22 protein-coding genes and 1 pseudogene are annotated in these 24717 nt (G+C 42.5%); 9 read left to right on the top strand and 14 right to left on the bottom strand.

Annotated features, from left to right (window positions below; all coding sequences use genetic code 11):
* Positions 1–17: 17 nt before the first annotated feature.
* From moeB to AAC155_RS13020, 3 genes and pseudogenes are all read right to left on the bottom strand, one after another.
* Positions 18–1100 (bottom strand): molybdopterin-synthase adenylyltransferase MoeB, encoded by a 1083-nt coding sequence (gene moeB, locus AAC155_RS13030; RefSeq protein ID WP_158536566.1) that lies wholly within the window; start codon positions 1098–1100, stop codon positions 18–20.
* A 101-nt stretch (positions 1101–1201) separates the two neighbouring features.
* Positions 1202–1324, bottom strand: coding sequence for a hypothetical protein (locus AAC155_RS13025; RefSeq protein WP_262405148.1), 123 nt, complete (start codon positions 1322–1324; stop codon positions 1202–1204).
* 399 nt (positions 1325–1723) lie between these two features.
* Positions 1724–1993 (bottom strand): annotated as a pseudogene (locus tag AAC155_RS13020) (group II intron reverse transcriptase/maturase); the annotation flags it as partial.
* A gap of 186 nt (positions 1994–2179) precedes the next feature.
* On the opposite strand from AAC155_RS13020, the gene AAC155_RS13015 reads away from it, so the two are divergent.
* Positions 2180–2461 (top strand): IS1096 element passenger TnpR family protein, encoded by a 282-nt coding sequence (locus AAC155_RS13015; protein WP_316250774.1) that lies wholly within the window; start codon positions 2180–2182, stop codon positions 2459–2461.
* A gap of 30 nt (positions 2462–2491) precedes the next feature.
* Here the strand turns inward: AAC155_RS13015 and AAC155_RS13010 are convergent, their stop codons facing one another.
* The 10 genes from AAC155_RS13010 to AAC155_RS12965 form a co-directional block, all read right to left on the bottom strand.
* On the bottom strand, positions 2492–2665 hold the full coding sequence (locus AAC155_RS13010; protein WP_229015646.1) for a hypothetical protein: 174 nt from the start codon (positions 2663–2665) through the stop codon (positions 2492–2494).
* Positions 2666–3195: 530 nt separating this feature from the next.
* Complete coding sequence (locus tag AAC155_RS13005) at positions 3196–3501, bottom strand: helix-turn-helix domain-containing protein (protein WP_113042620.1); 306 nt, start codon at positions 3499–3501, stop codon at positions 3196–3198.
* Between the two features lie 29 nt (positions 3502–3530).
* Positions 3531–4346 carry an MrpH family fimbial adhesin gene (locus tag AAC155_RS13000; RefSeq protein WP_113042618.1) on the bottom strand — a complete coding sequence of 272 codons (816 nt, stop codon included), beginning with the start codon at positions 4344–4346 and terminating at the stop codon, positions 3531–3533.
* Between the two features lie 26 nt (positions 4347–4372).
* Complete coding sequence (locus AAC155_RS12995) at positions 4373–4918, bottom strand: fimbrial protein (protein WP_113042616.1); 546 nt, start codon at positions 4916–4918, stop codon at positions 4373–4375.
* A gap of 11 nt (positions 4919–4929) precedes the next feature.
* The gene (locus tag AAC155_RS12990) at positions 4930–5421 is read right to left on the bottom strand and encodes a fimbrial protein (protein ID WP_113042614.1); all 492 of its coding nucleotides are present in this window, start codon (positions 5419–5421) and stop codon (positions 4930–4932) included.
* 14 nt (positions 5422–5435) lie between these two features.
* Entirely contained in the window at positions 5436–6026 is a 591-nt protein-coding gene (locus AAC155_RS12985) for a fimbrial protein (RefSeq protein WP_113042612.1), read from the bottom strand.
* Entirely contained in the window at positions 6019–6762 is a 744-nt protein-coding gene (locus tag AAC155_RS12980; protein ID WP_113042610.1) for a fimbria/pilus periplasmic chaperone, read from the bottom strand. Before AAC155_RS12980 ends, AAC155_RS12985 begins: the two co-directional genes overlap by 8 nt.
* Before the next feature lie 95 nt (positions 6763–6857).
* Positions 6858–9413 carry an outer membrane usher protein gene (locus tag AAC155_RS12975; protein WP_113042608.1) on the bottom strand — a complete coding sequence of 852 codons (2556 nt, stop codon included), beginning with the start codon at positions 9411–9413 and terminating at the stop codon, positions 6858–6860.
* 19 nt (positions 9414–9432) lie between these two features.
* The gene (locus tag AAC155_RS12970) at positions 9433–9981 is read right to left on the bottom strand and encodes a fimbrial protein (protein WP_113042606.1); all 549 of its coding nucleotides are present in this window, start codon (positions 9979–9981) and stop codon (positions 9433–9435) included.
* Between the two features lie 83 nt (positions 9982–10064).
* Positions 10065–10604: a fimbrial protein gene (locus tag AAC155_RS12965; protein WP_113042604.1), complete on the bottom strand. Its 540-nt coding sequence runs from the start codon at positions 10602–10604 to the stop codon at positions 10065–10067.
* A 682-nt stretch (positions 10605–11286) separates the two neighbouring features.
* Here AAC155_RS12965 and AAC155_RS12960 point away from each other — a divergent pair.
* On the top strand, positions 11287–11859 hold the full coding sequence (locus AAC155_RS12960; RefSeq protein ID WP_113042602.1) for a tyrosine-type DNA invertase: 573 nt from the start codon (positions 11287–11289) through the stop codon (positions 11857–11859).
* Positions 11860–12424: 565 nt separating this feature from the next.
* On the opposite strand, the gene AAC155_RS12955 is transcribed toward AAC155_RS12960, so the two are convergent.
* On the bottom strand, positions 12425–14002 hold the full coding sequence (locus AAC155_RS12955; RefSeq protein WP_113042600.1) for a phosphoethanolamine transferase: 1578 nt from the start codon (positions 14000–14002) through the stop codon (positions 12425–12427).
* A 970-nt stretch (positions 14003–14972) separates the two neighbouring features.
* Here AAC155_RS12955 and AAC155_RS12950 point away from each other — a divergent pair.
* From AAC155_RS12950 to AAC155_RS12920, 7 genes are all read left to right on the top strand, one after another.
* Positions 14973–15587 carry a plasmid pRiA4b ORF-3 family protein gene (locus tag AAC155_RS12950; protein ID WP_113042598.1) on the top strand — a complete coding sequence of 205 codons (615 nt, stop codon included), beginning with the start codon at positions 14973–14975 and terminating at the stop codon, positions 15585–15587.
* 829 nt (positions 15588–16416) lie between these two features.
* Positions 16417–18174 (top strand): type VI secretion system baseplate subunit TssF, encoded by a 1758-nt coding sequence (gene tssF / locus AAC155_RS12945; protein WP_223121436.1) that lies wholly within the window; start codon positions 16417–16419, stop codon positions 18172–18174.
* A 25-nt stretch (positions 18175–18199) separates the two neighbouring features.
* Positions 18200–20089 carry a lipase family protein gene (locus AAC155_RS12940; RefSeq protein WP_113042596.1) on the top strand — a complete coding sequence of 630 codons (1890 nt, stop codon included), beginning with the start codon at positions 18200–18202 and terminating at the stop codon, positions 20087–20089.
* Entirely contained in the window at positions 20086–20817 is a 732-nt protein-coding gene (locus AAC155_RS12935) for a hypothetical protein (protein ID WP_113042594.1), read from the top strand. The genes AAC155_RS12940 and AAC155_RS12935 overlap by 4 nt, the downstream gene beginning before the upstream one ends.
* A gap of 166 nt (positions 20818–20983) precedes the next feature.
* Entirely contained in the window at positions 20984–22963 is a 1980-nt protein-coding gene (locus AAC155_RS12930; protein WP_113042593.1) for a type VI secretion system Vgr family protein, read from the top strand.
* The gene (locus AAC155_RS12925) at positions 22960–23751 is read left to right on the top strand and encodes a DUF4123 domain-containing protein (protein ID WP_113042591.1); all 792 of its coding nucleotides are present in this window, start codon (positions 22960–22962) and stop codon (positions 23749–23751) included. Before AAC155_RS12930 ends, AAC155_RS12925 begins: the two co-directional genes overlap by 4 nt.
* Positions 23752–24058: 307 nt before the next feature.
* Complete coding sequence (locus AAC155_RS12920) at positions 24059–24568, top strand: hypothetical protein (protein ID WP_192880522.1); 510 nt, start codon at positions 24059–24061, stop codon at positions 24566–24568.
* Positions 24569–24717: the final 149 nt, after the last annotated feature.

Genomic DNA, 24717 nt, shown 5'->3' with positions numbered 1-24717 from the left:
TTCATTCCTTCAATTATTTATTGATTATAACACAGGCAATCGGGACGTCTTTTCGTTTCTAATAATTGATATTTATTATTCAACAAATCAAGTTTCAGCAACTTTCCATCCAGTATATCGCCTATACTCAGAATGACTTTTAACGCTTCATTCGCTTGATATAGCCCCAAAATACCAGGAATAACCCCGACTACACCATTCTCTGAACAAGAGGGTGCCAACGCTGCTGGCGGCGCTTCGGGATAGATACAACGGTAGCAAGGAGCATGCGGATGAGTACGCGCCATCACATGACCGGAAAACCGTTGTACAGCGGCAGAAATCAATGGCTTATTAGCCTTTACTGCGGCATCGTTGATCGTATAACGAGCATTAAAGTTATCAGTGCAATCTATGACAATATCATAACTTTTCAGCAGAATCTTGATGTTTTCAGGGTTAATAGCAGTATCTATGACTTTTATTTTGATACTAGAGTTTAACGCTTGTAGCGCATGTAAGGCTGATTCAACTTTTTTCTTTTGCAACATAGTTTCATTGTGGATGACTTGCCGTTGCAGGTTACCCAAATCGACAATATCGTGATCCACGACAGCAATCTCCCCTACCCCTGCGGCTGCCAGATAAAGCAAGCAAGACGATCCTAGTCCTCCAGCTCCAATAACCAGCACTTTAGATTTCATGATTTTCAGCTGTCCGCGAGTTCCTACATCTTTTAAGGAGAGATGACGCGCATATCGGTTTTTTTCGGTTTCGCTTAACATTGTGAGTTGTTCAACAGGATTACCTTGCGCTTTCCATGCTTCGAAACCACCGTCAAGAGAATATACATTAACGAAATTGAGTGCAGTCAGGCCCAATACAGCATATTTCGAACGAAGCCCACTAGAACAAAAAAGAACAATCGGCTGTTCAGGTTCAATCTGACGTTTTTTTAGCTCAATCTCTAGAAAACTACGTCCCAGTGTTAACGCTCCAGGGATCGTGCCATTAGCAAACTCATGACTTTCCCTCACATCTATCAATAAGCTGTCACGTTCTTTTAATTCATCAACTGATATAGCTTTAACGCTTTGAATACCACCTGTTAAATCGCGCATCTGAGACCCTGCTACCAGACAAAAAAGAAAACTCATCCATACTTTTTTAATTGTTGTTGACAATTATAATTTAAAGGTGGCCGCATTGCGGCCACACGGTATTATTCTTGCCACTCTTTATTAGAGACCCCACTAGCAACATCCAGCAGTAGTTCATTTTCAACATCGGCGTTTTCTGCGTTCAGTTCAGCTACAGCCAGTTCCAGCTCTTGAGCTTTATCCATCTTATTTTCCTTACTGTTGTATGTTTGCAAAAAATGTTCAAAAAAACACATCATTGTTCACTGTACACACATGTCGCGTACAGAATATACGTTAGGGACAAATAAAAAACTTGTCAATAGTGTTAACATATATAAAACCGATAAAGAACAAAAGAATAACTAATTCAATGCAAATCAATCAAAACAGAATAAATCAACATAACTTATTGTTTTTTAAATAAAAAACAAAATCAACTATTCATTAATATTAAGGATGACTATGTGATTTTTCGGCAAAAAAAATCTTATTGGGGTTTGGTTGAGTAGAGCTGTCTAGTCACCTAGACAGCCCCCTCCTCAGAATCGGACGTGCGGAACTACCGCATCCGGCTCCCGACAGACCAGTGCCCCCACACATATTCAGCGAGAATTGAACATTGAATGTGTTCTCCATTGAGACGGATAACCCAGCATTTTCAGGAGTAGCTTTAGCTTTTCCCACGTCAGCCGACGACACCCACCTTTCCGGTTGAACCATCGATAGATTATTCGCGTACTTTGGTAGATAAATTGCTCGACTCTTCTCTGGTTGTCAGAAATACCGTGATAGTTGATCCAGCCTCTGACTACTCTGATGATGGTATTCAGGATAAGCCTTATATCGGTCGTATTCAGGTTCTTCCAGAGGAAGTGAGACCATAAAATTCTGTGGGGCACTTTGTTAAATAGGCGATAGAATGAGCAATTAAGCACGCTTTTATCCGGCACCTCACCATGAAAAGCTATATCGTGAAAATTGCCCTTGGAGGTATCAGTCCTATGGTCTAGCACCGATTCAGGCTATCAGGCGAGACATCTTTAGCGGCTTTTCATTACATCATTCAGATCGCGCAGGGATGGCAGGATAATCACCTGCATCAATGCCGTATTTATGGCAAAAATTACGGCATTTCCTACTCCGGCGGACTCGGGTTTCCTGATGACCCCTACAAAATTACGCTTGATGACTTTGAATTTGATGCCGGTAACCGTTTTACCTACGAGTACAACTTTTTCGAGCACTGGTTTCATGATATCCGTATTGAAACTGTTCTCGAAAATTCTAATCTAACGTCCCTTTTTGTTTGGCCGGAAACAGAATGCCCGGCGCGACGTTAGCCGATGAAACTACTAAAACACTGGCATTGCTCATGCTGATGAAACGACAACGGTCAGAAAGATTCGTCCATTGATAGATGATCTTGATGCCGTCAGATTCAACCGTCTAAAGGTAAACCGCCAATTAAATAGACTTAACCTTGATTCACCAGAACTTGAACCCATCGTGATATGGCTGTAACAGATAGGGTGATCGGTATCCATAAAGGTATACCTTTTCATTCTTATGAAAAACAGGGCAATAACCCTCTATAAACCTCGAAAAAGCCAATTTTATAGAGTATTCTACAAATCTTTATCATGTTTAAAGACTATTGAGGGTAGTATGCACTATGCCTATATCCGGGTAAGTTCGGTTGACTAGCATGTTGAGCGCCAGAAAACGGCCCTGTCTTCATCCTGTCTCTTGATCTATGAAATATGATCAAGAGACAGTTGCTAAATGGGGTTTTACGGTGCATCGGATAAATTTTTCAGCATTGTCGGAGCATATTGGGCTTTGAAAAGGATTCCTGCTTCAATGGATGACCGGGCTATTACATGATTAAATTACTATCTGAACTTTAATAACTTCGTCAAAAGGGGAGATAAATAAGAATGGACTTTTTAATTTGTGGTAATAACATTGTGGTAATAACATGGCTGACAGAGAAATCATAAAAGTGACCGTTCCGTCGGTCACAAAACTCAGTCATCAACGGGTTTATAGATCCCCCGATTGGAGTCGAGATCAGTTAACATCCAAATTTACCCAATGTAGCCTCCGCAATAGGGATATATTGGTCTGTTAATTTATTGATGCTGTTATTGGTAGCAGGATAACTACAATCAAGGAAAAACCAGTTTATCGGCGTCTCCAATATTGAAGCGATCCGCACCAGATGGGATAAATTAATTCGGTTTATCCCTCTCTCATAACGTGAGAGTTGTTGCTGACTAATACCTATTTTTTCCGCCAATTTGGCGGCAGTCATACCCAACTCTTTCCTTCTTTTTTGAATACGCTTCCCTACTAATAGATGATCTTGTTTCATTTTCATCCCAGCCTTTAAATTAAAAAAACACCTTTTTATGGCATCGCCAAAATTATTGCCCCTGATCCTGAGAAAGGTCCTGCCTCTACTCTGCCATTTTTCTGTAAAATTGATTTCACTGTAACGGCTACATTTCCTCCCGCCGGTACAAACACGGCAACGCCGTCTTCACCATTTTTCTCATTTAATAGCAACTTAGCTTTCAAGCTACCATCACTTCTTAAAGGTACTAATCCCCTATCAGGTCCCGTCGCTGTCACGATAATCTCTATGTCTACATTGCAGGTCACATTGATATTTTCCGCTCTGGTTGCGCCTTCCAATTTTGCCTCATCAATACTACCGTAATTAAGTTCAACGGAGCCTTCTCTGACCTGACAAAATCCTATCGGTGGTGGTGCAACGCCACATAAAGATCCGGGTAATAATCTTCCATGAAAACCATTTTGATCGGTTTCATAAAATAGCCCGACACACTCCTGATGCGATCGAATCGCAGGGCCGAAATGTTTTGCAACGCCGGTAATCGGAAAACTGGTATATTTCAATATCTCCGCCTGCACTTGTTTCATTGTCTTGAATCTTTCTACGCGAGTATTGAATAGCCTATAGGGCTGCCCTGAATATCCATCAGCAAAATGGCGATGGTTAACCGATATCCAACACGCAGAATAACCATAACAAGGATTTGGCGTAAAATCGTTTTCTGGGTCCCAACGTTCAATGACAAAAGTATAATAGGCATTTGTGGGAATGCCCTCGGATTTAGTGATATATGAAAATATCGATGCAGCCGCACTTGATGAAAACAGCAATAAAAGTACCAGGCAAACAGAAAATAACTTTTTCATTTAAGTACCTAATAAAACCGTGCAAGTTAGTCATAATTCAGATTAAATGTCGCAATCGCATGAAATGCGCCTCGCTTAATCGTCTGGTTAGCTAGCGCAGTGGGTTCTGCCTGCACATATGCTTGCAGTGCAATCAAGTTTTCACCCTCTTTTAACGGATAGGCATCTCCCTCTTTATTCAACGACAACCGTTTGCCTTCTGCCGTTTCTATACCAATGGCAATCCCAGCGGCTTGGCTCCCAGCACTTAACGCTAATAAGCCCGGCAATTGCGTATTTTCCATGCCACTGAATGTCAGTTTAATCGATTTGCCCACACTCATATCGCAACCAGATAATCTGAGCAGAAAAGGTTCGCTATGGGTCCTACCATGCAGATACAAATATTTTTCAGACATTGTTGCAAAATCGAGCTGGATATCTTCATCACCCGGATTAATCGTGCAAGGTTCTTTAACCAATGCACCGTGAAAACGCATATTATCCGCAGCCTGTACCCCTTGATGACCATAAACCGTGGCAGCAATAACCATAAAACCAACACGCAACACGAATAATTTTAAATACTTCATTAAGTTTCCTTTCACTGGTATTCCGCCAGCAATGTCGCCGTCACTTCAAATGCCCCTTCCGGCAACGTACTTCCTGGTTTTTTCACCGGCACCGCTTGTATCACCGGCTGTTTCTGTGATGTCACCGGAATACGCTCATTAAGGGTGAATGCTTTACCATCCAACGTCAGACGAATGCCTAAATCAGTAATATTGGTTTGCAACGCGGCGGCATCAAATGAGGTTGGTGAGCCAATCACCGTCAATCCTAAACTCCAACCTGAGATATTAGGCGCACATACCAACTGATAATTCACGGGCTTAGTATAATTCACCCCGTTCACCTGATAGATGCCAACATTGTGACCAAAATAGACATCAATCATATTATCGTCATTAATCACGCAAGAGGGCGCTTCAAGCAGCGTGCCGTGAAACCACATATTATCGGCTGCCCGTCCCGGCAGCACACTGATTAATCCCAAGCACGCACCCCAGAAAACACGATAGATCAAATAGTTCATTGCATGTCTCCCGTTCACTGGTATTCAACCATCATGGTCGCACCCGCGCCAAAGTCGCCGCCTTGCAATACCGTAGCCATATCTTTTACCGGCACCGCATGTAACTCAGGAAAATCAGGATAGTTGAATTTCATCCAGTCATTGACGGGCAATTTTCGTCCGTTATGAATGACAGCAATACCAAGCCCAGTGTGATTGGTTTGCAACACCGCTGGATCAAAACTGGCAGTGTTACCCGATATCATCATTTTCATTGCATTAGCCGGCATTTTTTCACATTTCACGGTGTATTTGACGGGTTGCATATAATTAATCCCATCAATCCGGGTAATCATCACGTCGCCAAAATCTACATCAATAGTATTACCATTATTAATCACACAAGGTGGAGGTGCGATAACCACGCCGTAAATATTGACCGGTGTTTTACCCGCAAAATTACTGACAGGTCCTGCTGCTATATTTCCCCTTTTTGTCAGCAAATCAGCCTGAGCATTTACACTCAGCAAACAGCCAAACAGTAATACGCTCCATTTTTTCTGCCTGCGATACTGTCTTTTTATTCGCAGAGAACACAGAGAAAGAAAACACAGAGAATTAGTCATAATTCACCTGACAATGGTTGCCGGCACAACTAAAGGTCAATTGCGGCCGGCCGCCATAATCATTGATATACGTCAGTACTGGCGCACTCCCTAATGCCCCTGCACTACCACTCAGCACCGCATTACTTTTGGGCGCTATCATAAATGGCTTAAAGTCCGCCACCGTTTTACCTTTAAGCTGGCTTGCTGCATCCACCACGGTGATGTAATAGGGTGTCGGGTTGTTCACCTGATATCGGTCCCCACGACGCGTCAAAGTCATCTTCTCTTGCCACGGATTATCCAAATCGGTACGGCTGGCAACAATGGCTTTCGGACGATAGAACAGCTTGATCCGGGTTTGTAGCGCAATCTGCAAGGTATTCGGTTTCTTGCTGCGTGGCGGAATTTCACGCAGATTAAAATAGAACACGCTTTCCCGATCCTGTGGTAACTGCGCGATTGTTGGCAGTGACTGTATTTTCACCTGGCTCTTAGCGCCCGGCTCCACCCTCTGCACCGGTGGCGTCACCACTAACGGACCATTGATTTTGTTACCCTGTTCATCTTCTATCCAGCCCTGAGCCAGATACGGCAACTCTTTGTTCTGGTTGCTGATATCCATACTGGTGGATTTGTCCTCACCGTTAAACACGATCCGGGTACGATCCAGCGCAATCGCCGCCATTACCTCACTGATCACCGACAGACTTAGGATAGCGATCGTGACTACATTGATTGTCTTCTTCAATTTCATGCTCTCAATTACTCATTCTTAGAATAATCATTACAGGTCACCGCGATACACTTCGGTGACAGCAACAAGGTTTTTACTCTGCCAGTCAATGAAAGTTATGGCTGTTTATTGCCGTCGGCTAACTGGCAGAGCAGTAATAACGAAGCCATCTCTTCTACTTTTGGTAATTGATGTGGCAGCTCAATCACACATTGCCATTCCCCATCCCAACGCACATCCAGTTTCTCTCCCGGATTTATCCCACTCAAGTAGGTGTTCCCACCATCACTGACAATACCGATCTCCCGTTGATCCTTATTCAGTACCGTCGCCCCAAACGGCGGCGTGCTACCATCCGGCAAGCGGATCATACCCATCGCTTTTTCACCGGATATCACTTGGAATTTACGATAACCAATCGCCCCTTCCGTCAGTGTCGCTTGTTGTACCGACCGGATTGCCTCCACATTGTCCGGCAGTTTGTTCAAATCAATACTCGCACTGTTGCGGTAATAGTTGTTCACATCAGAGATCACCGCCTTACCGAACATATTGGTATGAGTAATCGCGCCGAAGCCTTTCACCGGTACGCCACCGACACCATCGGTATCTACCATCAAACGGGTGGTACCCGGCATATTAATGCGATGCAGTGCCGCGCCTTTCGGCGTCATGGTCATCCCTCCCTGAATAGAAAGCGCCGCCGTGGTATAACGCCCATCCTGATAACTTGCACTGGTCGTCAGTTGAGTACGATCGCCGTAATGGGTTAAATAACCGTTAGCCGCAGCCTTGCCATCAATACTGGTGCCAACCGCTAAACGATAGTTACTGTTTTCATTAATCCGGTCGTAATAACCTACCGTGTGGGAGTTACCTTCCCGGTTGACCATGGCGTTATAACTGACAGTTCCTGAATTACCCCACGGCAGGGATAACGTCATATACATCCCGTCGTCATTTTTACCTTCATATTTATTACGGTAAGCAGACAGATTCAGGTTAATATTCTTATAACTTCCAATATCAAAATAACGTGATATCGATAAGTTATAGCGATCGTTATTCGAACGGTTCCAATAAGTCTGGTGGCTATAATTTAAGTAGATACTGGTACCAATATGCGTAAACTGCTTATTGAGCATAATGGTGTAAAGTTCTTTATTACTCTCCGCATCACCATCGTGATAACGGCGATCCAGATACTGACTCATGCTCATAAAGTCACGTTCCGAGAAACGGTAACCGGCAAAAGTCACCTGACTGTCATACTCCTCAAAACGCTTGGAATAACTGAGACGATAAGAGCCACCAATCAACGTTTGGTCCTCAGCCGGTAAATCGGCGCGGGATTCAGTGACATCAAAGGAAAGAGCGCCAAAGACCATCAGATCACGCCCAACCCCCAATGACAACGCGTTATAATTCCCGGCCCCCAATATCCCACCGTACAGCGACCAACCATTGTTTATTCCCCAGGAAAACTCACCAATACCAAAGCCCGATCCCTCACTGTGATGTTTCCAGTTAGTCGGCTTACCCGCCGCCAGTTTGTACTGAACCCGGCCCGGACGAGTTAAATAGGGAATATTCGCAGTATCGATCTGAAATTCCTGTAAACCGCCATCCTGCTCCTCTACCCGCACATCCAGTTTGCCGCTCACTGCATCATTGATGTCCTGAATACGAAATGGACCTGGCGCAACTTGGGTTTCATACAACACCCGCCCCTGCTGACGAATAGTCACTCTGGCATTGGTTTTCGCTACCCCCGTCACCTCTGGCGCATAGCCTCGCAGGTTCGGAGGCAACATATTGTCATCCGTCACCAGACTCAAACCGGTAAAACGGAAGCTGTCAAAGATATCTGAATTAAGGTAATCCTCACCCAACGTTAGCTTAGCCTGCCAATGTGGGATTGCCCGGTACAAGTAATAACGGCTCCAATCCCAGTTTTTCTCTGTGCTCCCTGCCCGCCCCGTGACATGGTTATACTGTGATTGCCAGTCTGCCCGCAGGCGCCACGCCCCCAAATTTATCCCAGTCGTACCATTAGCACTGACATTCTGATTTTCACTTCCCTTCGCCGGCTTAGAGATCTGAGCATTGACGTTATAATCAAACATCATTCCGAAAATCCCCTCATCCCAACGTGACGGCGGGTCCCAGTCTGGTGAGTTATATTCAAGATAGGCTTGAGGCACACTCAGGTATAACGTGTCACTGCTCAAATCACCGCGCACTGTCATGCCAGGCAGCGTTTTAGTCTCCAGACACTGGTTATTGTTCCACCAGGTAATCTTTGATTCCCATTCCGCCCGCAGCCCCAACTGCTTCACCAGCTCAGGCGGCAAACACGCCACACTCCCCTTCGGATCATCCGGTGGTACCATAAAAGTCACCGGCATCTCCGGCAGTTCGCTTTTATTCAGACGCACCGCCATCTGATAATTCCCCGGCATGATATAACCCGCACGGGAAAACTCTTTTAAATTAATCCGAGAACGATCCTGAACATCCAATACATCCGTATTAAATTCAATTTCCTCTTCCGCATACACCGCATGAGTCCCCATTAACGCAAGCAGTACCGAAACAATAAGAGGTTTCAGGACACACCGAACCGAGACCACCCTGTCATATTCAGTGGTCAAACCCAAAAACAAAGCCATAACATTCCCAGATCGATGATTAGTGATAATCCAGCCTGAACCGAACCGTGGTTCGATACTGCCCCGCTTGCAATAACTGGCGATTACCCACCAATCGCATCACGTAATTAAGCTTCATCTGCTCTGCCTGTAAGTCCCCCACCGGTAGTGGAGTTCCCGGATACGCCTGATTGCCGTATATGTCTGTAATTTGTAATGCCACTCCTTGAGCCACACCAGATAACCGGAAATTGTTCCCATCCCGCACGCCATCAAACATCACCTGAAAGTGGCGCCAATCGGGTTTACCCAAGGCGGCAGAAGTCAGTACACAGTTAATCAAACGGATGGAAAAGGGGCGCACGGCTCCCCGTTCATCATGTATCATCCGGCTTACCGGGATCGTGGCTAACTCAATCGTCTGGTCACGGCTACCTGCATCAATCGCACAGGCCGTATCAATGATGGTGCCTTGCATGCTAACGCGACCATATCCTTGCGTTCCTTGTGGAGCAGCCGTTTCAGCTTCAATAACACAGGAAAACATTAACAGGCAGGGCACTACAACAACGGCAGAATATCGGCTCATGACTTCTCTCCAGCTAAACTTATTCAAAACTTTTGATTAGGAAACGCCCGCCTCCTTATAAGCGTTTCCGTGCATGAAAAGACTTATTGGTAAGTCAGCTGGAAGTTGGCAATGCCGGTGAAATTACCCGGAACAACGGCATCAGGTGAAGTATCACCCTGAAGATAGGCAGCAAAATGCAGATCATTATTACCATCATGCAGAGCTACAGCCGGTGAGGGGGTACCTAGTTTGATTTTGTTACCGCCCGCATCAGTGAGCGCAATACCCGCGCCTTTAGCAACTCCTTCGATACCTAGCAAACCATCACCGCCGACGATGCTAGATTTGGCGCCAACAAACGTCGTGGTGACTGTACTTATCGTTTCAGTCGTACAGTTATCTAAAGAAATTTTGAATGGCGTGGAAGAAGAACGGCCACCGTTTTTCAAAGATGCGCTAGAAATAGAGCCCAACGGCACTACCTGATCAACCGTTTCCGGGGTGATAGAACAAGGTGCATCAGTAATAGACCCGGTAAAAGTCACCGTTCCGTGACCTTGGCTAGGATTCGCTGCATTTACCGAACCCGCAGCCAAAGCCACACCTAACCCCAGGGCCATAACCAATTTATTCAATCTCATGTGAACTAATTCCTTGAATTTAAGGATAAAATACCCATAACCATAAAAAATAACCGTGCAGGACTCCAGCGCCATGCACCTGATATTCAGCGCAAAATAGTTTAAAAATCTCGGATTAATATTTTCTAAACCAAACAAAATGCACCAAACTGTTTTTTTCAGTCAAAAAAACCAATAATGCACAATATTTCGGAGTTAATACTCTAAAAAAGACATTAATTTGAACTTATAATCTAATTGATGAATTAATATTTGATTGAATTCAGATGAACCCACTAATTTTTTACAATAATTTGATGGTAAAGTATGAAAAATAGTAAAAAATAATGAAAAAAATCCATATATTATAAATAGTTAAAGATTAGCAATTTGGAATTACACAAAATTTGACTTAATCAGTCGTTTTATAGGAACATATTTACAGTTTGGTGCATTCTGTTTAGTTTCTTTTTATTGTTAAATAATTTTCAAATATATAATTGCAAAGCTTACAAGCTGATATTTTCTATTAAAAAATGGCTATTTATAACTATCTAAAAACGGTATTTATAGATTTTTGCCAAAATAAATAGCGTTATCAGCTAATAATTTTATAAAAGTTCTATTAATTGATATATTCCGGTAGATTAATATTATTTCTCTACCTATAACTATCCGCCCCAATTCCACAGGAATTATTTTCATGAAGAAACGTAAGTTTTTAACCAGATATGAAATTAATGCGATTTTAGAAAAAGCACGTCAAGGATATCATGCCGAGCGAGATTATTGCATGCTACTAATGTGCTTCATTCATGGATTTAGAGTGAGCGAGTTATGCAATCTAACGTTATCCGATCTTGATCTTAACTCAGAAATTATTCATGTCAGACGATTAAAAGGGGGATTATCAACAACACACCCACTAATACCAGAAGAAATTAAAGCTTTAAATCAATGGTTTAATATTAGAAAGAGTTGGAGAGAATCAGATACAGAGTGGGTCTTTTTATCACAAAAATCAGGTGCTATTTCACGCCAACAAGTTTATGGTTTATTAAAGCGTTATGGCAAACAAGCATTAGTCAATATTTCACCTCATCCACATATGTTAAGACATTCCTGTGGTTATGCTCTCGCTGATTTAGGAAGAGATACACGCCTTATTCAAGATTATCTCGGCCATCGCAATATATCCCATACCGTTATTTACACCGCAAGCAATGTAAAGCGATTTTTCAAAATATGGGAGACTCCTGCAAAAGGACTCGATTAATTTCAATATCTCTTTTCTATGTAAGACATGTAGTATGAGAAACTATTTCTCTCGGGAACAAAAAAATCATCCAATCATTCGATTATAAAAATCCTTATCCATATACTGATGAGGGTTTTTATCCGATAACATGGTTATTCACATGATAAGATCTACCCATTATTTCTTATAATTACTTTTAAAATAATTTTTCCGGAAATTAACAGATAAAACAATTAAATAAAAACGTGTATTTAATGAGAGTTTTAATAATAAATTCCATTATTACATGAATGGATAATTTCTCAGGAATGAAGAAAATAAAATCACTGGAAATTATACCCTGTTTTCCAGTGATAGCCTGCTGACTTTTAATATTTCATGGTTTATACCCGTCATCTTTCAAGTTGCCTCTTTGTTGGCTGTACTCGCTCACCCCGGTCACATAGTTACCTATGCTCCCGGGGATTCACTCCCTTACCGTCGCGATCCATCTTGAAATCCGTAGGGTATAAAAGGGATCTCTTCTTTAGAAGAAATCCCTTGTGTCATTTAATTTTACTCAATGATTAATTAACATAAATTATCAATTGATATTCTTCGACAAAAATTGTGTATCGGGAAGATCTTCATTTAATTCATCATAATCTTTAACTTCATTTTTAAAGGTAACAATCTTATTTTGCCCACCACATTGACTATTAGACATCATATTACAATCATCGGGAATACTCTTTTCTCTTATTCCAAGCCACTCAGAAAATAGAGTCAGAAAATGCAGTCCACTTCTTTGTGCCGTTATCTCTTCACGATAAGAGTAATCACTGCCGGTAATAAAAAACGGCACCTGAAAACTCTGTTTATTTTCATCATCATGTGTCAGGTTTTCTTGATCGGTTCCTTTATCAACATAAGAAAGACCATGATCCGAAAAATAAAGCATCGTCCATCTTAAATGATGATGATTAGCCTCAGATGCAATTTCAGAAAGCAATTTATCTGTATTAGATATGCTCTTGACATAACAAGAAATTTCTTCTGATTGTAAGAACAGATCATATTTTCCATTCGTTCTGACGCACGCCTGGGGGTGATATCCCATCAGGTGAATAACAATCAGTTTCTTCTTCTTTTCTGGTATCAATGCTTCTTTAATATAAGGCATCAATTTATCATCAGGCAAATAACGCCGGTCATCAGAACTGCCACTTTTCAGGAAATGGACGCTATCTGCCTGTTGTCCAATCAACGCGACTGGAGAATCAAAAGCACTCTTCATCCCCTGATTAGATATCCAATAAGTATAAAACCCGGCTTTTTTCGCCAAGGTTATGACACTATCATTCAAATTGATCGCATTCTCACCTTTCAGAGCCAGTGAGTTAGTCAAAGATAATTGAGTCGATGCCGCTGATGAGATGTAATTTGTAAATATCTTGCCATTCGCTTTGTCCAGCCACGGCGTATTGTTATAAGGAAAACCATACGCATTCATAAAGTCTTTTCGAACACTTTCACCAATGACCATGATATAGGTTTCATATTTATCCTCTTTTACCACCGGATGCCAAGAGTCTTTCTGTTTTATTATTTCAGCAAACCTAATTCTTTCTGAATTAACTTCTTCATAGCTCTCAACGACATCACTAAAAAATCTAACTTCGGGTAATCCTGATGCCAATAGATTAAAATCAGGATTGAAACCGGAATTTATATATCCTTTTACCGGTGACCAGAAAGCTGATAATACAAAAAACAGTGATAAAAATATTGTACTCTTTCTCTTTAGCGTCACTTTTACCTTAAAAGATAAAATCATTAATATAATAATAGCTGACACCACTAAATAGGTAAAAATAGGCAGCCCACTGATAAATTCAAACGCTTCATTTTTATTCGTATAAATTAAAGATCCCACTGAATTGATATCGGGATAACCATAATTTAATCCTACAGGAGAATAGATCACGCCTACCAATCCAATCATGAATACAAAAATATAATATATATATTTGTTAAAATTAAACAATAATATCAGAATTGAAAAAGCACTAAATACATATATAAACTTTAGCTGATATCCAAGGCTTAAATGGGCCAATGAAATAAAACCAAATAAGCATATCAAAGTGAAATTTTCTTGGATTTTTTTACTCAACAGCATACTTACTCGTTTCCTTCAATCTATACCCGTTATCTTTCAAGTTGCCTCTTTGTTGGCTGCACTCACTCACCCCGGCCACATAGTTATCTATGCTCCCGGGGATTCGCTCCTTTGCCGTCGCGATGCATCTTGAAATCCATAGGGTATATACCCGTCATCTTTCAAGTTGCCTCTTTGTTGGCCGCGCTCGCTCACCCCGGTCACATCGTTATCTATGCTCCCAGGGATTCACTCCCTTGCCGTCGCGATTCATCTTGAAATTCATAGGGTATATGCAATAAAACACCAAAAATTGATAATGTTTTCTTATTAATAGGAGTGGTTTTACAATAAGAAAATCCGTAATTAATCAACGACTATCCATGATACAACGTCAAGCAGCACCATTCAGATTGCTACACTGAGCTATTAAACTAACGCATAAAAAAACACCTTACTCATTTATCTGTAATTTAGTTAAGGATTTCCTGAGCCAGGACAGTTATTAATCTTCTATATTTGATTAACGGTATGTAAATAATATGCGTTTTTTTTGTTAATAGCAAAACTTCTGAATATATCGATCCTGCTCGTGATTTTAAACTATACTTAATAAGTCACTTATGCACGAAGGCATATACCCGTTATCTTTCAAGTTGCCTCTTTGTTGGCTGCACTCACTCACCCCGGTCACATAGTTATCTATGCTCCCGGGGATTCGCTCCCTTGCCGTCGCGATGCATCTTGAAATCCATTGGGTATATATCCGAAGAAACCAATAACTAACTGAAAAATAGTCAAAATATCCACCTTAAGCACTGTATATCTTAAAGAAACATTAGCCGCTGAAATTGATGACATGATCCAAATTTTTCATACAAAGCTAAGCATGCTGGCATTCCAGTAAATCCAGCCAGGAAAATTCAATAAAATATTGACAATAGATGGCACACATGGAAAGAATCATCTCAAAACCATTAGGAGATTAGTGATGAATGAAAAATTCTATCAATTAAAAATAACACTTACAGACTCAAAACCCGCTATTTGGCGGCAATTTGTCGTTCCCGCCTCTATTTCATTTGACCGGCTGCATGATGTGATACAGATCGTTATGGGATGGCAGGATAGTCATCTACATGAATTTCGTATTGGTAAATTGCGACTGACAGAAATGCCAGAAAACCCATCTGATGGCAAGGAAGAAGATTTATACCGTCTGGCTGATCTGATTAAACAAAAAGGGCGATCTTTTACCTATCTCTATGATTTTGGCGATGAATGGGAACACGAAATTACTTTAGAAAACAGTGATTATCCGGCAAATGATCTTCCGCTTCCTTTTTATTGTCTGGATGGCGCTCGCGCCTGTCCCTTTGAAGATACCGGCGGGATTGATGGTTATGAAGATTTAATCACAATACTGAATTATCCTGACCATGAGGAATATGCAGAAACGCGGCTATGGATAAGCGAATTACTTGATTTGGATGAAGATGAACATTTCGACTTCGAGCAATTTCCCATTAACAATATTAATGCTTTCCTGGCGCTCTATTATCGCTGGTCACGAGATCGCTACCATCTCTTGTGGGATTGGGAGTGAATTTAACAAAGGGACAAATCTATCATCATTGGGAAAAGTTTCAGATGAGTCACTATGACAAACACCGTGACTTAATTTGAATTAATTTTTCCCATGGAATTAAATGATACTTAACTCAGTATCAAGTGCAGTTTCTGCGGTATTTTCAGATTAGCCCTATCAAGCTGCACTGGTATTTAATACCATCATCATCACTCATCTGATATTAAATACAGCAACTATCACATCAGGTATTACTATTGCCGACCATTCTTATCAATCAATAGGAAATACAAACCGCATGCAAAGACGAAGCATGCATATAAGATTCTCTTCTTTCACCACTCCTTTCCGGTGGCATTAACAAAGTTATTAAAACAACGACTAAATAGATAATGCCATTAATCATCATAACAGATTGTAATAAAAATATTTTTTAATTAGCAAATTCGAGATGGCTTGATATCTCTTTGACTCCATATCGAGTTTATAACACTTTCTTACAAATTTATATTTTTGTAAATTTGAAAAAAATTCTTGCTATATGATGAATGTTTAATTATTAATTAACCTCCATCAAATGGACTATATTTAAAAAAATTACCCCCTGTTCCCCTTATTCCTGGGGATTAACTGATCAGGATTGATTTCTGTCTTCCTATCATTCAACTCGCCATTATTCATGCGATAAGCGCTGTTTTTATCGGTGATGATGGGATTTTTACTATGTTATTTCTTTGGCAAAAGAATTGATTATTTCAACTCTGGGCAAAATATGAAACCCCTGTGGGGCCACACTAATCGCCTCACAAACGTCTTTCCAGATAAAAACCTTATAGGACAGTGTATTATGAATAAAAAAGAGTCTCTATTCCTACAAGAATTGCAATATATACGGCAATTGGCGCAGGAAGCCGCAAAAGAAAATCCGCACCTGGCAGATTTTTTATCTGAAGGTGCCGGTGATCCGGATATTGAGCGAGTGATGCAGGGCTTTGCGCTGTCAGCCTCCCGTATTCGCGAAAAAATTGAGGATGAGTTTCCCGAACTCACATCAGGGATGCTGGCTCATATTTGGCCATATGCCATGTGCCCGGTCCCGCCCACGAGCATAGTTCAATTTTCACCCACAGGGAAACATCACCTGAGCGCGATGACGCTACCCGAAGGAGCGCCGGTTTTTGCCGGTGAAGGAGAAGAGGAAGTCAGTTTTGAAACCTGCTGCCCTCTGCATATCGAACCACTGGCGGTGATTGACCGGCAACTGAACGCAACCCCAGAGTACAGTGAGATAACGCTAACACTGCAATGTTCGGAGAATACCTCAGAGTGGCGCAGCCAACCGCTAGATTTCTTTCTGGGCAGCGATCGTCTGCAAGCCGCTGAATTAGCCTTATGGCTTGACTTTAATCTGTGTGATGTCTTTTTGCGAACACAGGACAAAACCATCAGGCTTGATGACAGTTACCCAGTCCCGGCATTGTGGGGAACCGCACGGCAGGTTGCCATCCTGCCGGCGATGAAAACCACGCCATACTCTATCTTGCAACTGATGACTGAGTACTATTACCTGCCCCATGTACATGATTTTGTGACAATTGATATCAAGAAAGATCGTCGATTGGTGGAGTTGAACGCAGACCGGACATTCGAGCTGATTTTTCGGTTTGATGGTCATCTGATGCTAAACGATATTTCCCAAACCTTTCTGTTGGACTGCGTGCCGGTAAGACATCTGGAGCCGATGAGTGAGAAGATCTCGGTAAACAGTGAAGCCAACCATTATCAAATCCCATTGGATTCGACTAAACAACTGTTCAAGCTGAACCACGTTTGCACCTCTACTGAACCAAAGCAGGAGCGCGGGCAACCATACCGCTATCTGCCGATTGAGCAATTCTCCCAAACCGCTCGTTTTCTGCCGGATGCTGAGTTTCTTTATTATTATCAGCTTAGGACCGAACGCGATATGTCGCAGCGTACCCTGCAACATCTGCACTTCTTTGACTGTCATGGTAAACCCGCGGATAACCTGCCGCCACAATCCATTTTTTGTCAATTTACCGGTTATCAAACACGGGCCTCCAACCTAGGTATCGGGGAGATTAATCTACCGGGAGAATATGCCTCAGTGCTGAAAGTAAGCAATATCACCCCAGTTTCTTCTGCTTGCCACTCAACAATGGCGGAGGATCAAATAAGTAGATCGGCCTGGTCAATCATCTCTTTCCTTTCCGTATCACCCTGGATGGCTTTTCAAACCCACTCGTTAAAAGACCTTATCAAGCTATTCGATTTCTCCTCCGATCAGTCATTAAGCAAACGTATCCAGGAACATATCGACGGTATCGTTCGGCTGGATAACATCCCAATAGATCGCCTCGACAAAGGGGTTCCAGTGCGGGGCCATCAACTCGTTCTGACATTGAACCCGGATTGTTATGCCAATCAGGGGGAGATGCATCAGTTCAGTCTGGTGGTGTCACGCCTGATGACGCTTTTCATCAGCATGAGGACTTTTGTGATGATGAAAGTTATGGATGGTCAGACGGGAGAAATCCTGTGGAATTTTCAACACATGATGTTCGGGCTGCGAGCCTATCTGTAACGTTAATTGTAAGGAAATAGTATCAATGAGCAAATTAAGCCCACTCGATTGTCTTGACTGTAAAAACATGCTGAAAAACTGGATAGAATTTCAGTTGGTGGATGAACAGGGAAAACCCTTGGTCAATATGCCTTATCGTTTGAAAATCCGTGGAAATCCTCTGCTGGGACGTAAAGGGGTTACCGATGGCAATGGATTGCTAAGGGAAGAAGATATGCCTTCCCATCCGGTAACTCTGTATATCGGCGCCCAACCGCTGGCCGATGAGATGGAACAGCGCCCGTTGCGGGAAAAACGCGGTGAAGAGGCTTCGGTGGTGAAACCAAAAGCAGAAGCCGAAGGCTATCAATATCGCTATGTGACTATCGGGCAGATTAGTGATGGGTTGCCGGTGCTAGATGATTGGAATGATCCCAAAAAAATTCCACCTCCCTATCATTTCCCGGACCCGGAGCCAAAAGGCTATCAGGTTCATCCGGTGAATCGACGATATGTTCTGGAAGTGTGTCCATTTCGAGCTTGGGTTTTACTGTTACATCATCAGAAAGAGTATTCCATTGTGAATGCTTATAACCAGTGTTTGATGAGTGTGCTGGCCTATGCCGATGGGGATGTCAATGTAGTAGGCTCTGTGAAACATTTCTTTAACCGGCAAATGGTGGACGTTTCAAAATTGCCCTATAAATTGGAGACCTTATCGGCAACACCTGTAGTTTACGATGTGCCGTTTAGTGAACGTTATACCCGGATAGAATTTGTTAATTCTAAAACAGGAGATAATAGGCAAGGTAATACCCAGTTGTTCTATGCAGCCAGTAAAAATGATGTGATTGTCAGTTGGCGGGGTACAGCCAGCACAGAGGATGTCCTTACAGATGCTACGTACCAGCCTTTGGGATTAAGTTGCGATGAAAAAGCATTGTGCAACGGGTTTATTCACAGCGGCAAAGTACATAAAGGGTTCTGGGAGGCGTTCAGTCTGGTTGCAAAGCTGAGAGTTCCCAGTGATACAACTCAAGAAGTATTCACCGATATCAGTGAATTGGCTAACAGCAAAAGGTTATTTGTTTGCGGTCATAGCTTAGGAGGAGCACTGGCATTACTACATTGCGCGCAACTAAAAGAACATGATCCGTGTTTTTACAGCTACGGAATGCCACGGGTGTTAACAATCAGTGCAGTACGAGAACTGGCAGATATCACCCATTACCGCCATGTGAATGAAGATGATCCGATCCCTTCCTTACCACCGGAAAAAAATCTGGATAACTGGCTATATGATTGTTGGGGACCACTCGGCTATCTATTCAGCCCTATTGAGTTGCTAGATGTTACCAAAAGCGGTGAAATTTTCTTACACCACGGAAAAATAGTGCACTTTTGTAAAATCAATCTGGTTATTGAATGGTTAGAAGAGCGTAATCCAAGCAACCATATACGACTCAGAACTACCTTACCCACCCAAACAAAATTATATTTAATTCCGTCATTAAGCCATGAAACAGCACATAATCTAAAGAATGCAGGTGAGATTCAAAAAGGATTTTTTAAACAGATAAGCGATGCAAATAAAGCCAAATGGTTTCCGTTGAATGAGAATCCGACCGAAAAGGATGCCTTGGGTTTCCCTGATCACAGTTCATTGAAATACGCCCGTTACATTGGTGCACGACTGGCAGAGCTAATTGCGCCGGGTAAATACCATTTTTTCCAGGATCAGGAACAATTATTTGAAAAAACGTCAAATGAAAGGACCGATATTGTTGCTGATATTCGGCAACGCGATGCATTATTTTTACAGATGGACCATCACTTAAAGCAAGCATTGATTTGCACTCAACAGGATCAAAAAGGACCTTTAGCCTTAACACGCTATATAGATAACGCTGTAGGAATTGAGGAACAGTTACCATGATAAATATTAAAAAATACTTATCGATCTTATCAGTAATTTTAATATCGAGCTGTGCTAACCCTAATGAGCCGCTTTCTCCGCCCAAAGAGAATCAGTGGATCACAGTAGAAGGGGTAGTACCAAAATATACCGAACCATATGTGTCCGCTGTGTATATATCAAAAGACTGCCTTGAATATCAGCTACATGCTGACATGTCACCTTATAAGGTGCCAACCTATAATGGGCTTCGTCTGAAAGTAAAGGCCGATCCACAAACCGGTTATTTTCAGACGAAATTACCTTTTAATGGCGGCGGCCGGTGTAAATGGAAGATTGATCGAGCTTTTGTGTCTGTGCGCTATACTGACGTCAGCCATCTGATGAAAGATGTTGTTAATAAGGGAGGCAATGGAACAGGTTTAACCGCTTTTATCAACGATGCAACCCAAACAAATCTCAGCGAAACTGCGGTATTGAATACCCTAGATTTTAGACCAGTTATTTACCCTATTCTGAAAATAGTTGAAGGGTTTCCGAAACGCTTATTTTTACGAGGTGAAGTAGGTACGCGTTTCTTCCAATTAAAATTAACTCCGGGAGCTGAATGGAAAATTATCTTTAAGCCTAAACTAGATGAAACCAAAATACCCAAGATCACGGTGACTAAAAAAAAGGAATGGGTTGAATATCCTGACGGGAGTATTAAAACCGATACTCAACAAGTCAACTTCCGATACATAAAATAAGCAAATTACAATTTCAAAAGCAATCTAGCCCTAACACGCTATATAGATAACGCTGTAGGAATTGAGGAAAGCTTACCATGAAAAATATTAAACAATACTTATCGATCTTATCAGTGATTTTAATCACCCATTTCTTAAACACCAACATCAGAAATAAGGAGTCCATATGAACGATGGATTACACTTTCTTTGTCATATTATCGATTTGCCGGAGAAAACGTTTGCGGTAGCTGAATTTTCTCTAGAAGAGGAGTTATCCGAGTTATTTACCCTATCTTTAACGCTGGTCAGTAAGCGGGCCGATATTGATCTGGAATCACTGTTATTACAGTCTGTGAAATTCCGGGTGGTTTTCAACGATATTGAGCAACGTCAGGTTAGCGGCATTATCACACAGGCGGTATTAGGTGACTCTCATGCTCACCGCACCATTTATTACCTCACCGTCCAGCCCGCTCTCTGGCGGATGAACTTGAATCAGGACAGCCGGATTTATCATCGGCAAAGCGTGCCGGAAATTCTCACGAATTTGCTGAAAAAACATTGCATCCTGTTCGATTGCCAATTGGATGAGTTTCATTACACACGGGAGTATGTGACGCAAAAACGGGAGTCCGATTATGCCTTTTTTGCCCGGTTAGTCTCCGAAGAGGGGCTGAATTTCTGGTTTGAAGACGACAAGCTGTTTTTCAGTGACAGCCATTTAGGGATGACAGCCAACTTACCGCTGGTCTACAACCCGCAGATAGAGACGGCCACCGAAATGAATGTGATGAATCAGGTGTGTCTGGGCGTCTCCATGACCCCGATGCGGGTCATTTATAAGGACTATAATCCCCAGAATCCCGCTTACCGCCTGACACACCGGGCCAATATCGATCCCAGTGTTGAGGGGCAGAAAACCCTGTTTGAGCTTTTTGAAAGCTATGGCCGTTTTCAGAAAGACGCGGAGGCGAAACCGTTTGTTCAGCGCCGTCAACAGGCCGTTGAGAATCAACGTCAGGCCGGTAGCGGGCAAAGCAACTGTTTTAAACTGATGCCCGGTAAAATCTTTGACCTCAGCGAACACCCGGTTGATGCCATGAATACTCGTTGGCAAATCGTGGCGATCCGTCATCACGGCAAGTGTCCGCAGGCACGGCAAGAAGGTAGCGGAGAGTCAGGATCTTATCTGCATAACGAATTCAGTTTTATTTCGGGTTATAACGACTGGCGAGCGCTATATCGCTACAAACCGCTGGCGGACGGTGATGAAGTGGCAACCGTGGTCGGCCCGGAAGGGGAAGAGATTTATGTCAATGAAGAGGGGTGTATCCGCATCCATTTTCACTGGGATCGTTATGATAAAGCCAATGAAAACGCCTCCTGTTGGGTACGGTTCGCCCAAGGTTGGAATGGCAGCGGTTACGGTTTTATGGCGGTTCCCCGTATCGGTCAGGAGGTGATTGTCTCCTATCTGAACGGCGATATTGATCGTCCGATTGTCACCGGTTGCACCTACAACGGTTTAAACCGGCCCCCGTTAAATTTACCCGCTGAAAAGACCCGCACGACATTTAAAACCCAGACCCATAAAGGGGAAGGTTTTAATGAATTGCGCTTTGAAGATGAGAAAGACCGGGAAGAGATTTACCTGCACGGGCAGAAAGATCTGACCGCCCATATTCAACACGACGCTTATTGGCATATTAAACATGACCATAAACAGCGGATCGATAATAACCGCTATAGCGAAATTTCAGTGGATGATCATCAACATATCAGGGGATCGGGGAAATACAGCACCGATGGAGATGTTTCACACCGTATCTCAGGCAGTCAACATTTACAGACCGGCGATGCGTTGGTGGCTGAAAGCGGTCAGGAAACACACCTGAAAAGCGGCGGTAAAATGGTGTTGGAAGCGGCGTCAGAAATTACTTTAAAAGTCGGTGGTCATTTTATACGGATAACCCCCGGCGGTATTCTAACCTCCCCGAATTTATCAGTCGGGCAAGGTTCTGCCGGTACTGGCCGTGGGTTGTCTCTGCAACTGCCGGAAGGGGTTGCGCCTCTGCCGGGGGTTAAATTCCCTACCAAACCGTTTTGTGCTGTGCTGGCTCAACAGGAAACAAATTGGGTTATTGATAATCCGGAGGATAAATGAACAAGTCAATAAATTGGCAACAGTGGCTGAGTATCCCTAACAAACCATCGGTTTTCTTTATGCTCAATTCACTCGCGGAACCTAACCCGGCTGCGCTCTTTTATCGCAACGACTGGGTAGAGCAGGCTTTCCCGCTATACAGCAATACACCGTTGGATCACATGCTGGCGCAAAGTCCCTGGCTGGTTCAGCCCAAGTCAGGCTGTCTGTCAACGATAGCTCATTGGCTTGATAGCCAAACTCTGAGCGATAACAGTTGGGGTTGGGCTTACCGCAGTGATCAGTCATGGATACAGCAGCTTAATCATTGGCGTTCACGCCAGCAGGTGATTTTGCAAGAAAAACCGGTGATTTTTCGCAGTATGGACCCGCGTATCCTCAGTCTGTTATTACCGGCAATGATAGTCAGCGATTGGTCAGCATTTTTGACACCGGTGAGTGAGCTGATGATCGATATGCCAGAACCGCAGATTTATTATCGGCCTGAAAATTGCGGCCAAGGTGGCAGTGAATTACCCTTTATTCTGGGTAGTCATTTATTGCATGCCTGGCACCATTCCGATTACGCCCTGCAAGGGATAGCATTTGCGATCAGTGATAATTGCTGGGAAAACCACGGTAAATTGGCTGAGAAACTGGATAATCCAGAGGGACAATTAGTGGAACAAATTATCAATTGGTTAAAATACCGTTTAGCAAACGGGGATAATATCAGCAAACTTACCTGTGTAGATTACTTACAAACACTGACTGACGACACCCCTTCCCAAAGGTTTATTGAAAGCTGAGAGTTAATATCCTCCCCTGTATGAACGCATCTCAGTTTACAAGGCTTTTGTTGTTCTGATATCGACGAGTAGTTGCAGCTCTGTATCCGGACATGGGCTCCCACGTATGGGCAAAAGAAATGTCTCTGGTTGAGGTCATGACTGCGCCCGTACATTCGGCTTCTTTTTTGCAGATTTTTCCCTGCATAGCCATGACGGATATTTGCGCACCTGCTCCTTAGTAAATCGTGGACTATTAAAAAAAACACAAGCAAAGAAAAGATTTCTCGATTGTTTCCAAGTTTGGTCTGACCATTTTCAGAAAATGGTGTTAACTCGTGCTGCAACATTACATAACGATGCTTTCGAAGAACTTACAATGTCCCATCTAGAAGAAGAACTCGGACATAATCGTGATATCAAAAATAACCGTATAGATTTTGAACCTGTATTTGATCCAGTTCTTGAAGCAGCAAGCTCATGGTTCGCTTATAAAATGACAACAGCAACTGAATTAGAAAAAGTTGTTTTAGTTCATTTGGTGGTTGAAGCCTCAGCTACTTTCTTCTACAAACATATTAAACCTGTAATGGATGATACTACTCCTAAAGCTCACTTTGACGTTCATAGTATTCTAGATGATGAACATGTACGTATGGGCTATGAATTCATATCTAACTACAATATTGAAGATGGAAAGCCTTTATTTGAGATCCAAAATAAAGGCTGGGCTATGTTAATGACAGTCATGTCACGTATCGCTGATTTAACAGTATACGAAAGTAGTGCAACAGGAGACGAATCCCAGGAGTTGGTTAATGAATCTTCAATGGGCTAAAGAAGGCACCCGAAGGGTGCCCCAGATTATTGACAAAGTGCTGGTTTTTTATCCGGCATTTTGTTTTAATTAAGTTCCGTTCACTCAACGGAGCTTGCCACCATGTTAAGATCCCCCCCTCTCCAGACTTTCCCGCCAGAAACGCTCTC

Origin of the sequence: Photorhabdus sp. HUG-39 (genome assembly GCF_963878365.1) — a bacterium.
In the GTDB taxonomy this organism is placed as follows: Bacteria; Pseudomonadota; Gammaproteobacteria; order Enterobacterales; family Enterobacteriaceae; genus Photorhabdus; species Photorhabdus kayaii.
The sequence above is the reverse complement of the archived record's forward strand: the minus strand, read 5'-3'. Positions and strand labels throughout refer to the sequence as shown.